Raw genomic sequence first — 13,345 nt, 5'->3', positions numbered from 1 at the left:
CGACGCTGTTGAGAGCTTCAACTTCCGGGCTCGAGACCGGACTTGAGGGCTCCGGTGCAGGTGGGCCGGTTCCCGGGCGGTCACGCCGGTGGAATTTTCCTGTGGCGTATGCCATCGCGTTCCGGGCCGTCCGCCCCGACTTCTGTGGCGTACGCCATGGCGCCGCGCCCGCTGGTTGCGGAGCATGGCGAGTCAACCGCCCGGTATCGGGCACTTCCGGGGCACTCCGTCCCGGGAGCGCTACAGTCGGCCACTACGCGCCCGTGGTCCGGCCGGATGATCGAGGTACACAGCGTGTCGGTTCTGGTTCTCCTTCTCGCCGTGAGCGCGGCCTGCTGTCTGGGCTTCGGATTCGTACTCCAGCAAGACGCGGCGCAGAAGGCGCCGCTGAAGGACTTCCTCTCTTTCCGGCTGCTGCTCGACCTGATGCGGGTGCCGCGCTGGCTGGGCGGGCTCGGGCTGATGGTGGCCGGCATGGTGCTCGGCGCGGCCGCCCTCGGCAGAGGCGAGATCTCCCTGGTCGAGCCGCTGCTCGCGACCAATCTGCTGTTCGCCCTCGCCCTGTCCCGGCACCGGACCAAGCAGGTCCTGGGCCGCCAGGGCTGGGCCGGTCTGCTGCTGCTCGCGGGCGGGGTGAGCGCGTTCATCGTGGCCGGCGAGCCGCGCGGCGGCACGGCCGTCGCCGATCCGCTGCGGCACTGGCTGATCATCGGGACCGTGACGGGCGCGGCCCTGGTCCTCACGACGTACGCCAAGCGCTCCCGGCTGAGCTGGGGCCCGGTGCTGCTGGCCCTGGCGGCCGGACTGCTGTACGGCGTCCAGGACGCGCTGACCCGGGTGAGCGGCGTCCGCTTCTCCGACGGCGGCTTCAGCGAGCTGTTCACCGGCTGGCAGCCGTACGGTGTGGTGGCGTGCGGGGTCACCGGTCTCGTCCTGGTGCAGAGCGCGTTCGAGACCGCCCCGCTGCGCATGTCGCTGCCCGCCCTCACGGCGGCCGAGCCGCTCGCCGGGATCCTGTGCGGGGTGGGCTTCCTCGGCGACCGGCTGCGCACCGACACCGGGGCGCTGGCCTGGGAGGCGGCCGGGCTCGCGGCCGTGGTGACGGGCATCGTGCTGCTCGGGCTGCATCCGGCGATGCCGTGCGGCACGGCGCAGCAGGAGCACCGGGCCGGGCACCTCCAGCGACGCTGAGGCCGCCCTGCTTGGATACGGGCATGAACCCTGCTGACGAGATCCTCGACATCGTCGACGAGCACGACCGGGTCGTCGCCCGGTACCCGCGCGGCGAGGCCTACGCCCGCGGACTGCGCCACCGCTGTGTGTTCGTCCAGGCCCGGGACGCGGCCGGCCGGCTCTTCGTGCACCGGCGCACCGCGACCAAGCTGGTCTTCCCCTCCCTGTACGACATGTTCGTCGGCGGGGTCGTCGGCGCGGGCGAGTCCTACGACGAGGCGGCGCTGCGGGAGGCCGAGGAGGAGCTGGGGGTGCACGGGCTGCCGCAGCCGGAGTTCCTCTTCAAGTTCCTGTACGACGACGGCGCCGGGCAGAGCTGGTGGTCGGCGGTGTACGAGGTGCGCTGCGACCTGCCCGTGCGACCGCAGGCCGAAGAGGTCCAGTGGCACGCCTTCCTGCCCGAGGAGGAGGTCGAGCGGCGGCTCGGCGAGTGGGAGTGGGTGCCGGACGGGCTGGCGGCCCATGAGCGGCTGCGGGCGTTCCGGGCGGCCCGGTGATCGCCGGGTAGGGTCGGCCGCGTGAGCGAATTCGTACGGAACATCCGGTTGTGGTTCGCGCCGGAGCGGGTGCGGGACGAGGGCGGCACGCCCGACTACCGGTTCTCGCTGGCCAACGAGCGCACCTTCCTCGCCTGGCTGCGCACCGCGCTGGCGCTGATCGGCGGCGGATTCGCGGTGGACCAGTTCCTGCCGGACCTGCGCTGGGCGTGGCGGGTCGGTCTCGCGCTCGCGCTGCTCGCGGCCGGTGTGCTCTGCTCCCTGCGCGCGGTGAACCACTGGGTGCGCTGCGAGCGGGCGATGCGCCGCGGCGAGGACCTGCCCGCCTCCCGCTTCCCGGTACTGCTGAGTCTGGTCGTCGCGGTGGTCGCCGTCGCGATGGTCGTGGTGGTACTGGTGGGGTGGGAGGGGTGACATCCGGCCCGGGCCCGGACGACGGCGGCCTGGCGGGCCGGGATCCCGGGTTGCAGCCCGAGCGGACCCGGCTGGCCTGGCGGCGCACGACCCTGTCCGGTGCGGTGGTCGCCGTCCTGGGTGTCAAGACGGCGCTGCACGGCGGCGCGTCGGCCATCGGCGTCCTCGTGTGCGCGCTGTGCTGCGGGCTGTGGCTGGCATTCCTCGGCGTGGCCCACCACCGCATCCGCGCCCTGTCCGCCGGCACCCCGCCGCCCGCCCTCGCCCCCCGCCACGCGACGGCGGCGGTGCTGTGCGCGGTGGCGATGGCCGCGTGCGCCGCGGTGCTGGTGGTGTAGGCGCGGCAACGGTCCAGGCGGCACCTTGCCCGGCCTCGGCCCAGGCGGCACCCTCCCCGGTCTCGATCCAGGCACTTCCGGGTCTCGGCCCAGGCGGCACCTCCTCCGCCGCGTGCCAGGCGCTTCCCGGCCTCGGCCCAGGCGGCACCTTGCCCGGCTTCGGCCCAGACGGCACCTTCTCCGCCTCGTGCCAGGCGCTTCCCGGCCTCGGCCCAGGCGGCACCCTTCCCGATCTCCGTCCAGGCGGCACCCGCCCCGGTCTCGGCCTAGGCGGCACCTTCCCCGGGCTCCCCCTCCACCGTCACCACGATCTTGCCGCGGGTGTGGCCCTCCTGGCTCAGTCGGTGGGCGTCGGCTGTGCGGGTCAGGGGGAAGGTCTGCTGGACGTGGACGGTGACGGCGCCCTGGTCCGCCAGGTGCGACAGGTGCCGCAGGTCCTCGGCGTCCGGGCGGACGAAGCAGTAGCGGCCGCCGTAGGCCACCACCTCGGGGTCGGCGATCGAGGCCAGCCGGCCCTCCGGGGCGAGCAGGTTGGCCGAGCTCTTCAGGGTGTCGCCGCCGACGGTGTCGAAGACCGCCTCCACTCCCTCGGGGGCGAGCCCGCGCACCCGTTCCGCCAGGCCGTCGCCGTAGACCACCGGCTCGCCGCCCAGCGCGCGGACGTGGTCGTGGTGCCTCTCGCCGGCCGTGCCGATGACCCGGGCGCCGAGGTGGGCGGCGATCTGGACGGCGAGCGAGCCGACGCCGCCGGCCGCCGCGTGCACCAGGACGGTCTCGCCCCGCTTCACCTCCAGCGTCTTGACCAGTACCTGGTAGGCGGTGAGCCCGGCCAGCGGCAGCCCGGCAGCCTCCTCGAAGGACAGCCTGCGCGGTTTGCGGGCCAGGGTGCGCACGGGCGCGGCGACGTACTCGGCGAAGGTGCCCCGGGAGAGGAAGTCCTCGCGGACGTAGCCGATGACCTCGTCGCCGACGGCGAACTCGGTGACCGCGGCCCCGGGCTGCACGACCACTCCGCTGACGTCCCAGCCGGGGATCACCGGGAAGACGGCGTCCAGGACCGGGTCCAGGTACCCCTCGCGGCACTTCCAGTCGACGGGGTTGACGGCCGCCGCGCGCACCTTCACCAGAACCTGGTCGGGGCCGACCTTGGGGTCGCGCAGCTCGCCGTACTCCAGCACCTCGGGTCCGCCGTAGCGGCGGTAGCTGATGCCCTTCATGCCCTCGACCCTCCGGGGTGCTCGTGCGCCACGCAACCGGGATGCCCTGATATGCGCCTTTCGCGTGGCAGCCTTTCGGTCGTCACCCCCGTACCCCCCGAAGGGGAGCACCATGACCACCCTGCACCAGGAACACAGCGAGCACGGGCCGCACCGCCACGGGCCGGGCTGCGGACACAACGCCGTACCGCACGGCGACCACGTGGACTACGCCCACGACGGCCATCTGCACCGGGAGCACGAGGGCCACTGGGACGAGTGCGAGCCGGCCGGGCACAGCGTCCACGAGGGCCACGAGCACGTGCACCACGACGAGTGCGGGCACGCGCAGGTGCCGCACGGCGACCACGTGGACTATCTGCACGCCGGGCACCGGCACGCCGAGCACGGGGATCACTGGGACGACCACTGACCCGTGGCGGGCAGAGGGACGACGGCTCCCCGGGCAGCGCCCCGGGGGGCCGCCGTCCTATCGTGGCTCCGGTCACGTTTCCCGCCGGGTTCGGCTCCCCCACTGGACGACATACCGACCGGTCGGCATCATGAGTCCTGTTCTTGTTGACCCGTTGGTAGGAGTGATGAATGAGCGCCGACCACCCGCCCGGACTCGACCTGGACCGGCTGCGCGCCCTGCTGGAGCGTGAGCGTCCCGGTCTGGTGAGCGGCCCGCTGACCGGACGGCTCATCGAGGGCGGACGGTCGAACCTCACCTACGCGCTCTCCGACGGAACCTCCAAGTGGGTCGTCCGCCGGCCCCCGCTCGGCCATGTGCTGGCCACCGCGCACGACATGAAGCGCGAACACCGGGTCATCAGCGCCCTCTACCCGACGCAGGTGCCGGTCCCCCGCCCGCTGCTGCTGTGCGAGGACGAGGAGGTGCTCGGGGCGCCGTTCTACGTGATGGAGTTCGTGGAAGGCACCCCGTACCGCACCGCCGACCAGCTCGCCCCGCTCGGCCCGGAGCGCACCCGGAACGCGGTGCTGTCCCTGGTGGACACGCTGGTCGAGCTGCACGCGGTGGATCCGGCCTCGGCGGGCCTGGCGGACTTCGGCCGCCCCGAGGGCTTCCTGGACCGGCAACTGCGCCGCTGGGGCAAGCAGTTGGACGCCTCCCGCAACCGCGACCTGCCGGGCATCGACGAGCTGCACGCGGCCCTCGGCCGTGACCTGCCCCGCTCCCCCGCCCCGGCCGTCGTCCACGGCGACTACCGGCTCGACAACGTCCTGATCGGGGACGACGACCGGATCAAGGCCATCCTCGACTGGGAGATGTCCACGCTCGGCGACCCGCTGACCGATCTGGGCCTGCTGGTGATGTACAGCCGGCCGCTCGGCATGCCGGACTCCCCCGTCTCCACCACCGCCGAGGCCCCGGGCCACCCCGACCCGCGGGAACTGATCGAGCGGTACGCGGCCGGCTCCGGCCGGGACGTCTCGGCCATCTCCTGGTACACGGCGTTCGCCTGGTTCAAGCTCGCCGTGATCCTGGAGGGCATCCACTACCGGTACACGCTCGGCCAGACGGTCGGCCGCGGCTTCGACCGCATCGGCGACCTCGTGCCCGTCTTCATCGACCACGGACTGACCACTCTTCAGGAAGGCTGACCGGCATGGACTTCGCGTTCGACGCGCGCACCGAGGAACTGCGCGCCAAGCTCCTCGCCTTCATGGACGAGCACGTCTACCCGGCCGAGGCGGTCGCCGAGGAACAGCGGGCCGCGCTCGCCTCGCCCTGGGACACCCCGGCCGTGGTCGAGGAGCTGAAGGCCGAGGCGCGCAGGCAGGGCCTGTGGAACCTCTTCCTCCCCGACGCCGGGTACGGCGCCGGGCTCACCAACCTCCAGTACGCCCCGCTCGCCGAGATCACCGGCCGCTCCCCGCACCTCGCGCCCACCGCGACCAACTGCGCCGCGCCCGACACCGGGAACATGGAGGTGCTGGCGCAGTTCGGCACCGAGGAGCAGAAGAAGCAGTGGCTGGAGCCGCTGCTGGCCGGCGAGATCCGTTCGGCGTTCGCGATGACCGAGCCGGAGGTGGCCTCCTCGGACGCCACCAACATCACCACGCACATCGAGCGGGACGGCGACGAGTACGTCATCACCGGCCGCAAGTGGTACATCTCCGGGGCGATGAACCCGGACTGCAAGATCTTCATCGTGATGGGCAAGACCGATCCGGACGGCGCCGACATCCGCCGCCAGCAGTCCATGGTCCTGGTCCCGCGCGACACCCCCGGCGTCACGGTCAAGCGGGCCATGCAGGTCTTCGGCTACGAGGACCACTCGCACGGCGGCCACGCCGAGGTGGTCTTCGACCACGCCCGCGTGCCGGTGGCGAACCTCGTCGGCGAGGAGGGCGGCGGCTTCGCCATCGCCCAGGCCCGGCTCGGCCCCGGCCGGATCCACCACTGCATGCGGCTGATCGGCATGGCCGAGCGGGCGATCGAGCTGATGTGCCGGCGGGCCGTGACCCGTACCGCGTTCGGCAAGGCGCTGGCCCAGCAGGGAGTGGTCCAGAACTGGATCGCCGACGCCCGGGTCACCGTCGAGCAGCTGCGGCTGCTGGTGCTGAAGACGGCCTGGCTGATGGACACCGTCGGCAACAAGGGCGCCCACACCGAGATCCAGGCCATCAAGATCGCCACCCCGCGCGCGGTGGTCGGCATCCTGGACCGGGCGATCCAGCTGCACGGCGCGGGCGGGGTGAGCCAGGACTTCCCGCTGGCCGAGCTGTACGCGAGCGCCCGCACGCTGATGCTCGCCGACGGACCGGACGAGGTGCACCAGCGGTCGCTGGCCCGCCGGGAGCTGAAGCAGTACCTGTGACGCGCACGCCGGTGCGGCACCGACGCCGCACCGGCCGTCCCCCTCGCGTCAGCTCCGTGCGCCGTTGAGTGTGCGCCCGGTGTGTGGTGTCGTACCTCTTCCGGAACCGGCCCGGCGGGCCGGCGGCGCGTCGAGTGGGGGAAGCGTGACGGACCTGCGGGACCACCCGGAGTGGCGGACGGCCACGGAGACCGGGGTGACCTTGGAGCGGCTGCTGTCCGTCGTGGGGTCGGGGGCCCTGGAGCTGGACACGGCACCGGCCGGACTGGCGGTGCCCGTCGGCAGGGCGGCGGTGCTGGATCCGCTGGACCCCGACATCAGGCCGCGGGTGCTGCTGCTCGCGTTCGCCGTCGACCCCGGGTCGGCGCAGGCCCTGGACGTCGTACGCCGGGCCGGTGCCGCCGGGGCCTGCGGTGTGGTCCTGGGCCCCGACCGCACCGAACAGTCCGCCCGGGCCCTGCGTGCGGCCGCCGAGGAGGCCGGGGTGGCGGTGCTGTACCGCACCCGCTGGTGCGACTGGGAGCAGCTGGTGGGCGTGGTGCGGGCCGGACTGGCCGCCGCGGGGGCGCCACCTGTCCTCGGGCCGGCCGTCGGGGACCTGGACGCGCTGGCCGACGCGGTCGCCGCCCTGGTCGGCGGCTCGGTGACCATCGAGGACACCGACTCCCGCGTCCTGGCGTACTCCTCGACCGAGGAGAACGTGGACGAGATGCGCCGGCTGACCATCCTGGGGCGGCGGGTCCCGCCGTGGCGGGTGGCCGCGATGCGGGAGGCGGGCCTGTTCCGCGCCCTGTGGGCGACGGACGAGGTGCTGCACCGGCGGGCCCGGGGCGAGGATCCGGAGCGCCTGGTGTGTGCCGTCCGCGCGAACGGCGAGGTGCTGGGGTCGGTCTGGGTGGCCGCGGTCGGCGGCAGGCCGCTCGCCCCGAACGCGGCCGAGGCGCTGCGTACGGCGTCCCGGGCGGCCGCCGCCCATCTGCTGCGCCACCACACGCGCGGGGCGGACAGCCGGCTGGTGGAGGACGCGGCGCGTGCGCTGCTGGAGGAGCGCGGCTCCGCGGAACTGCTGGCCGAGCGGGCGTCGCTGCCGGCGCAGGAACCCTGCGCCGTGCTGGCGGTGGGCCTCGGCACCGACGCGCCCGAGCAGGAGCCGTCCCGCGACGCGTCGACGATGTACGGCCTGCTCACCCTGCACTGCACCGCGCTCGGGCACCGGATCGTGGTCGTACCGGCGGGCGGCCGGGCCCTGGTACTGGTGTGCGCGCTGGACCCGGGCCGGGCCCGTGAGCAGCTGGCGCGGCTCGGGGAGTCGCTGGCGGCACGGGTGTCGGAGGCGACCGGCGGGCAGGTGCGGGTGGGACTGGGCGCGGTGGTGCCGGCGCTGGCCCGGGCGGCCGAGTCGCGCCGGGACGCCGAGCTGGCGCTCAAGGCTCTCGGCCGGGCCGGGGCTTCGCGCACCGTGGCGTGGGTGGAGGAGGTGGCGGACACGATCGGCGTCCTGCAGGCGGTCGAGGCACTGCGGGACGTACGGCTGCCGCCGGAGACCTCGGTGGCGCGGCTGGCCGCGTTCGACGCCGAGCACGCCGGGAGCCGGCTCGTGGAGACGCTGCGGGCCTACCTCGACCACTTCGGTGACGTGTCCGCCGCCGCGCGCAGCCTCTCGGTGCACCCCAACAGCCTCCGCTACCGGCTGGGCCGGATCGCCGCGGTCTCGGGGCTGGACCTCGACAGCCCGGACGCCCGTCTGCTGGCGCAGCTCCAGTTACGGCTGGCCGACGAAGGCCCGCGACCGGGACCGGCCGGAGCGTCGTCGCGGCCGTGACACCGGTGCCGGCCGGTGCCGTCGTTCGTGCGCCCGCACCAAGGCGGGGTGCCGTTCTCGTCGGGGCGCACAACGGCGCGGCCCGCGGGGCGCGGTCGTCCCTCCCGGCAGCGGTCGGGGGAGGGAGGTCTCTGCCGAACCGACGAAGACGGGCGGGGGGCGCGGCGAGCAGCCTGGGAGGGCGCCCGGGACGCTCCGGGCCTCGCGACCCCGACACCGGAAGGTTCACCATGACCGCTGTGACCCTCGCCGCCGCCCGGCGTGAACGCATCCTCCAGGAGGCCGTACGGCAGGGGCTGCTGGACCCGGAGCAGTCCCTGCTGGCCGCCTTCGTCGACCTCGACGGGGTCGCGGCCACGGTCGCGGCGCTGCACGAGGCGTTCGCCGGCCTCGGCGGGGACGGCCCCCGGCAGGGGGCCGGCTCGGGCCCGTCCGCACCGCCCCGCGTCCTGCACGCCTTCGCCGCGAAGGCCAACTGCCTGGTGCCCGTGCTCCGGGAGCTGGCCGGGCTCGGCATGGGATGCGAGGTGGCGTCCGCGGGCGAGCTGGCCCGGGCGCTCGCGGCCGGCTTCCCGGCCGAACGGATCGTCTTCGACGCCCCCGCCAAGACCCGGGCGGAGCTGGAGCGGGCCCTGGCCCTCGGGGTGGCCGTCAACGCGGACGGCTTTCAGGAGCTGGAGCGGATCGCGGACATCCTCGCCCGGCGCCCTTCGGCGTCCCGGATCGGGGTGCGGCTCAACTGCCAGATCGGCGGCGGCCGGATCGCCGCGATGAGCACCGCCACGAGCACCTCGAAGTTCGGCGTGCCGCTGACGGACCCCGGCAACCGGGAGCGGCTGATGCGGGCCTTCGCCGAGCACCCGTGGCTGACCTGGGTGCACACGCACACCGGGTCCCAGGGCTGCCCCCTCGACCTCATGGCCCGCGGGGTGGCCCGGGCGGTGGAGTTCGCGGACGAGGTGGAGGCGGCCTTCGGGCCGGGCCGGGTCGAGGGCGTCGACATCGGCGGCGGACTCCCCGTCAACTTCGCCGACGACGAGGTCACGCCCGGCTTCGCGACGTACGTCGAGCAGCTGCGGGCGCACGCCCCGAACCTGTTCCGGCGCGGGTACCGGGTCGTCACCGAGTTCGGCCGCTCGCTCCTGGCGAAGAACGGCTTCCTGGCCGCGTACGTCGAGTACACCAAGACCGCGGGGGGCCGGCCGATCGCCGTCACCCACGCCGGTGTGCAGGTCGCCGCCCGGACCGTGTTCGGCCCCGACGCCTGGCCGCTGCGGATCGAGGCGCACGACGGGTACGGCACGGTTCGGCGGGGCCGGCCCGTGCGGCAGGACGTCGCCGGTCCGGCCTGCTTCGCCGGCGACCTGCTGGCGCGCGACCGTGCGCTGCCGCTGCTGCACCCCGGTGACCTGGTCGTCGTCCCGGACACCGGCGCCTACTACTTCTCGACGCCGTTCCACTACAACAGCCTTCCGGAACCGGCGGTGCACGGCGTCCGGGTGCGCGCGGACGGCGGGATCGAGTTCCCGCTGATCCGGCCCGCACAGGACCCGTGGCGGCTGTCGGCCCGGGACGGCGTCGGCGTGCCGCCCCGGGAGCCGGCGGGCGCCCCGGTCCCCGGTGTCAGGTGAGGGGTGCGAGGGTGTCCCGGCCCGACCGTTCGCGGCCCGACCGGGACGGGCCGCTGCTCACCCAGCGCGCCGCCCTGGTGTTCCTGCTGGCCGCCCTGGCCGGCGCCGGCGCCACCGTGCTGGCGGCGCTGGCCGGCAACCCGTGGCCGGTCGCGGTGAGCGTCGGCGGCGGAGCGGCCGGCTCCGCCGTCCTGTTCTTCAAGGAGATCATCGGCTAGCCGGCCGGCTCCCGGCCTACGGGCGCAGGGCCCGCAGCAGCAGGTCGGCGAGGTGGTCGGCCACCTCCTGGGGGCTCAGGGGGCCGTCGGGGCGGTACCAGGTCGACAGGTGGTGGACGGAGCCGAAGTGGTAGTCCACGATCAGGTCGGCCGGGGTCGCCGTGGAGAAGACGCCGGCCTTCTGGCCCTCCTCGATCAGCGCCCGGAAGCGCTCGTGGTAGCGCCGGCGCTCGGCGCGGACCTGCTTGTTCTTCTCCGGGCTCAGGTGGTGCATGGACCGGAAGAAGATCATCGCGTCGTCGAGGTTCTCGATCGTCGTGACGACGACGTCCGCCGCCGCGTCTCTGAGCCGCTTGTCCACGGGCTCGTCGGCGCCTGCGAAGGTGTCCAGCCGCTCCTGCTGGAGGCGCAGTACGCGCGCGTACACCTCGTGCAGGAGGTCGTCCTTGGAGCCGAAGTAGTGGTACAGCGCACCCTTGGTGACGCCGGCCGCCTCCACGATCTCCTGCACGGAGGTCCGGTCGTAGCCCTGCTCGGCGAAGAGCCGGGTGGCGGCGGCCAACAGCCGCTGCGGGACGGGCGTCCCGTCTCCGTCCGTCGTCCTGGGCACTGCCGCCACCTGCCTTTCCGTTTCTGCTGCTCGTGTCTGCTGCTAGTCCTGCCCGGTGCGGGAACGCAGTTCCCGCCGGAGGATCTTCCCACTCGCCGTCTTGGGCAGGTCGGGCAGGATCTCCACCTGCCGTGGGTACTTGTAGGCGGCCAGTCTCTCCTTGCAGTACACCGCGAGTTCGTCCGGGTCCGCCTCGGCCCCCGGACGGAGGCTGATATAGGCCTTGACGGTCTCGCCACGGTACCCGTCCGGCACACCGACCACGGCCGCTTCGCGTACCGCCGGGTGCGTGTACAGGACGTCCTCGACCTCGCGCGGCCACACCTTGAAGCCGGACGCGTTGATCATGTCCTTCTTGCGGTCCACGACGTACAGCCAGCCCTGCTCGTCCATGAACCCGATGTCGCCGGTGCGCAGCTCGCCGTCCGGGAAGGTCTCGGCGGTGGCGTCGGGGCGCCGCCAGTAGCCGGGCACCACCTGCGGTCCGCGGACGACGATCTCGCCGTGCTCCCCGAAGGGCACCTCCGCGCCCTGCTCGTCCAGGATCCGCACGACCGTGTCGGCGCCGGGCAGGCCCACGGACAGCGTCCCGGAGACCGGGTCCACGGGCGCCTCCAGGTGGGGCGGCACGGAGGCGCAGGGGGCGGTGCACTCGGTGAGGCCGTAGCCGACGCGGATGTACGGTCCCAAGCGCTCCCGGAACTTCTCCACCAGGGCCGGCGGCACGGGCGCGCCGCCCGAGGACAGGTTCACGAAGGAGGCGAAGTGCTCACGGCTGACGTCCGGGTGGGCGGCGAGCGCCATGTAGGCGGTGGAGGGGCCGACGGTGTAGTGCGGGCGGTGCTCGGCGAAGGCCTCCAGCACGACACCGGGCTCGAAGCGGTAGGTGAGCACCAGGGTGCCCGCACTGCTCAGACAGGCGCCGAACTGGCAGACCATGCCGGTGATGTGGAACAGCGGCGCGAGCGCGTAGTAGACGGGAGCCTCGGGCAGGCCGAGACCGGTGGCCTGGCGCTCGGCGTTGTGCATGATGTTGGCGTGCGTGTTGGTGGCGCCCTTGGGGGTGCCGCTGGTGCCCGAGGTGTAGCTGATCAGGGCGATGTCGCCGGGGCGCGGCAGGCGGTCCTCGGGCGCCCGGCCGCCCTGCCGGGCGACGGCCACCAGGTCGTCGGCGTCGGGTGCCTGGGGCAGCCGCTCGAAGGTCAGCACGCGCGGGTCGTTCCGCGTCTGGAAGTCCCGCTCGCACGCGGTGAGCGCGATCCGCACCGGCGAGCCGGCGGCCGTCTCCCGCAGGTACGTCTCCCAGGCCCGGTCGGAGCAGATCAGCGCGGCCACCTCGCCGTCCCGCAGGACGTGCGCCACCTCGCCCGACTTGTACATGGGGTTGACCGGGACGACGGTCGCGCCCGCCTTCCAGGCGCCGAGCACGGCCAGCACGAAGTGCGGGGAGTTCTGCAGCAGGACGGCCACCCGGTCGCCGCGCTGCAGGCCGCGCGCGGCGAGGTGGGCGGCCACGCCGTCGGTCAGCTCGTCCACCTCGCGGTAGCTGAGCCGGGCGTCGAAGTAGGCGAGGAAGGTGCGGTCGGGGGCCTCGGCGACGGCCTCGCGCAGGGCGTGCACGAGCGAGTCGGCGGGGTCGAGCGGGGCGCGCTGGGTCTCGTCGAGCAGCGCGAGCCAGGGGCGGGCGGCGTAGGGGGAGGCGGTCACCGGGCGGCCTCCCACTTCTGCTGGATGTGGTTCATGGTGGCGAGCCAGCGGTCGGGCTCACCGGCCCGCACCTGGTAGAAGCCGGCGACCTCGGGGTGCGGCAGGATCAGGAAGCGGTCCTCCTCGATGCCCTGGAACAGCGCGTCGGCCACGGCCGCCGGCTCGATGGCGGTCGGCTGGAGCACCAGGTCGCCCGCGCTGCCGGTGGCGGCCAGCATGTCGGTGCGGACGCCCTGCGGGCAGATGGCGTGCACCTTGATCCCCCGGTGGCGGTACGTCAGCGACAGCCACTCGGCGAAGGCGTAGGCGCCGTGCTTGGTCACGCTGTAGGAGGGCGCGCCGATCATGGTCAGCAGTCCGGCGGCGGAGACGGTGGAGACGAACCGTCCGCTGCCCCGCTCCAGCCAGTCGGGCAGCAGCGCGTGGGCCGCGCGGACGTGGGCCATCAGGTTGACGTCCCAGGAGGCCGCCCAGGTCTTCTCGTCCAGCGGGCCGTCGAGGTCGCCGTCCTCGAAGGCGACGCCGGCGTTGGCGCAGTAGACGTCCACCGTGCCGCCGAGCGCGTCCCGGGCCTCGGCGACGATCGCGGAGGCGTCGCCGGGCACGGCGGTCCCGCCGATCTCGTCGGCCACCGCCTCCGCCTTCCCGGCATCCAGGTCGTTCACCACGACCCGGGCCCCCTCGGCGGCGAACCGCCGGGCCAGCGCGGCCCCGATCCCACCGCCCGCCCCGGTGACGACCACTCCCGCATCCTGCACGGCTTCCACCATCGGTCTCCTTCGACACGACTCTCGCGCGGCGCGCGTCGGCTCTGGCCGGCTCAGACTAACCAG

The 13,345-nt window shown here is 73.9% G+C and carries 14 protein-coding genes; 10 read left to right on the top strand and 4 right to left on the bottom strand.

All coding sequences use genetic code 11. The annotated features are described in order from the left end of the window. The first annotated feature begins 276 nt into the window (after positions 1-276). From ACIP4Y_RS24490 to ACIP4Y_RS24475, 4 genes are read left to right on the top strand one after another with little or no spacing between them, the layout of a single operon-like run. The gene (locus ACIP4Y_RS24490; protein WP_401397170.1) at positions 277-1,191 is read left to right on the top strand and encodes a DMT family transporter; all 915 of its coding nucleotides are present in this window, start codon (positions 277-279) and stop codon (positions 1,189-1,191) included. Between the two features lie 23 nt (positions 1,192-1,214). Continuing rightward, complete coding sequence (locus ACIP4Y_RS24485; protein WP_401397167.1) at positions 1,215-1,730, top strand: NUDIX domain-containing protein; 516 nt, start codon at positions 1,215-1,217, stop codon at positions 1,728-1,730. A gap of 21 nt (positions 1,731-1,751) precedes the next feature. After that, positions 1,752-2,144 carry a DUF202 domain-containing protein gene (locus ACIP4Y_RS24480; RefSeq protein ID WP_358644159.1) on the top strand — a complete coding sequence of 131 codons (393 nt, stop codon included), beginning with the start codon at positions 1,752-1,754 and terminating at the stop codon, positions 2,142-2,144. Next, positions 2,141-2,482 (top strand): DUF202 domain-containing protein, encoded by a 342-nt coding sequence (locus ACIP4Y_RS24475; protein WP_401397163.1) that lies wholly within the window; start codon positions 2,141-2,143, stop codon positions 2,480-2,482. The genes ACIP4Y_RS24480 and ACIP4Y_RS24475 overlap by 4 nt, the downstream gene beginning before the upstream one ends. A 266-nt stretch (positions 2,483-2,748) precedes the next feature. On the opposite strand, the gene ACIP4Y_RS24470 is transcribed toward ACIP4Y_RS24475, so the two are convergent. After that, on the bottom strand, positions 2,749-3,699 hold the full coding sequence (locus ACIP4Y_RS24470) for an NADP-dependent oxidoreductase (RefSeq protein ID WP_401397160.1): 951 nt from the start codon (positions 3,697-3,699) through the stop codon (positions 2,749-2,751). A 112-nt stretch (positions 3,700-3,811) separates the two neighbouring features. On the opposite strand from ACIP4Y_RS24470, the gene ACIP4Y_RS24465 reads away from it, so the two are divergent. The 6 genes from ACIP4Y_RS24465 (at position 3,812) to ACIP4Y_RS24440 (ending at position 10,195) form a co-directional block, all read left to right on the top strand. Beyond that, entirely contained in the window at positions 3,812-4,111 is a 300-nt protein-coding gene (locus tag ACIP4Y_RS24465) for a hypothetical protein (RefSeq protein ID WP_401397157.1), read from the top strand. Positions 4,112-4,281: 170 nt separating this feature from the next. After that, positions 4,282-5,304 carry a phosphotransferase family protein gene (locus tag ACIP4Y_RS24460; RefSeq protein ID WP_401397154.1) on the top strand — a complete coding sequence of 341 codons (1,023 nt, stop codon included), beginning with the start codon at positions 4,282-4,284 and terminating at the stop codon, positions 5,302-5,304. Positions 5,305-5,309: 5 nt separating this feature from the next. Next, complete coding sequence (locus ACIP4Y_RS24455) at positions 5,310-6,524, top strand: acyl-CoA dehydrogenase (RefSeq protein ID WP_401397151.1); 1,215 nt, start codon at positions 5,310-5,312, stop codon at positions 6,522-6,524. 145 nt (positions 6,525-6,669) lie between these two features. Beyond that, positions 6,670-8,346, top strand: coding sequence for a PucR family transcriptional regulator (locus tag ACIP4Y_RS24450; protein ID WP_401397148.1), 1,677 nt, complete (start codon positions 6,670-6,672; stop codon positions 8,344-8,346). A 230-nt stretch (positions 8,347-8,576) separates the two neighbouring features. Beyond that, positions 8,577-9,977 carry a diaminopimelate decarboxylase gene (locus ACIP4Y_RS24445; RefSeq protein WP_401397145.1) on the top strand — a complete coding sequence of 467 codons (1,401 nt, stop codon included), beginning with the start codon at positions 8,577-8,579 and terminating at the stop codon, positions 9,975-9,977. An 11-nt stretch (positions 9,978-9,988) separates the two neighbouring features. Next, positions 9,989-10,195 carry a hypothetical protein gene (locus tag ACIP4Y_RS24440; protein ID WP_358644175.1) on the top strand — a complete coding sequence of 69 codons (207 nt, stop codon included), beginning with the start codon at positions 9,989-9,991 and terminating at the stop codon, positions 10,193-10,195. 16 nt (positions 10,196-10,211) lie between these two features. On the opposite strand, the gene ACIP4Y_RS24435 is transcribed toward ACIP4Y_RS24440, so the two are convergent. The 3 genes from ACIP4Y_RS24435 to ACIP4Y_RS24425 are packed head-to-tail and all read right to left on the bottom strand — an operon-like array spanning position 10,212 to position 13,282. Continuing rightward, positions 10,212-10,805 carry a TetR/AcrR family transcriptional regulator gene (locus ACIP4Y_RS24435; protein ID WP_401397141.1) on the bottom strand — a complete coding sequence of 198 codons (594 nt, stop codon included), beginning with the start codon at positions 10,803-10,805 and terminating at the stop codon, positions 10,212-10,214. Between the two features lie 42 nt (positions 10,806-10,847). After that, positions 10,848-12,512, bottom strand: coding sequence for a class I adenylate-forming enzyme family protein (locus ACIP4Y_RS24430; RefSeq protein WP_401397138.1), 1,665 nt, complete (start codon positions 12,510-12,512; stop codon positions 10,848-10,850). Further along, positions 12,509-13,282, bottom strand: a complete 774-nt coding sequence (locus ACIP4Y_RS24425) for an SDR family NAD(P)-dependent oxidoreductase (protein WP_358644181.1) — start codon at positions 13,280-13,282, stop codon at positions 12,509-12,511. The genes ACIP4Y_RS24430 and ACIP4Y_RS24425 overlap by 4 nt, the downstream gene beginning before the upstream one ends. Between the last annotated feature and the right edge of the window lie 63 nt (positions 13,283-13,345).

Source organism: Streptomyces sp. NPDC088810 (assembly GCF_044750305.1).
In the GTDB taxonomy this organism is placed as follows: Bacteria; Actinomycetota; Actinomycetes; order Streptomycetales; family Streptomycetaceae; genus Streptomyces.
The sequence above is the reverse complement of the archived record's forward strand: the minus strand, read 5'-3'. Positions and strand labels throughout refer to the sequence as shown.

Excerpts from the sequence above, each read along its gene's own strand:
- ACIP4Y_RS24425 (WP_358644181.1), bottom strand. The coding sequence starts at position 13,282 with ATGGTGGAAGCCGTGCAGGATGCGGGAGTGGTCGTCACCGGGGCGGGC.
- ACIP4Y_RS24485 (WP_401397167.1), top strand. The coding sequence starts at position 1,215 with ATGAACCCTGCTGACGAGATCCTCGACATCGTCGACGAGCACGACCGG.
- ACIP4Y_RS24460 (WP_401397154.1), top strand. The coding sequence starts at position 4,282 with ATGAGCGCCGACCACCCGCCCGGACTCGACCTGGACCGGCTGCGCGCC.
- ACIP4Y_RS24445 (WP_401397145.1), top strand. The coding sequence starts at position 8,577 with ATGACCGCTGTGACCCTCGCCGCCGCCCGGCGTGAACGCATCCTCCAG.
- ACIP4Y_RS24455 (WP_401397151.1), top strand. The coding sequence starts at position 5,310 with ATGGACTTCGCGTTCGACGCGCGCACCGAGGAACTGCGCGCCAAGCTC.
- ACIP4Y_RS24465 (WP_401397157.1), top strand. The coding sequence starts at position 3,812 with ATGACCACCCTGCACCAGGAACACAGCGAGCACGGGCCGCACCGCCAC.
- ACIP4Y_RS24490 (WP_401397170.1), top strand. The coding sequence starts at position 277 with ATGATCGAGGTACACAGCGTGTCGGTTCTGGTTCTCCTTCTCGCCGTG.
- ACIP4Y_RS24470 (WP_401397160.1), bottom strand. The coding sequence starts at position 3,699 with ATGAAGGGCATCAGCTACCGCCGCTACGGCGGACCCGAGGTGCTGGAG.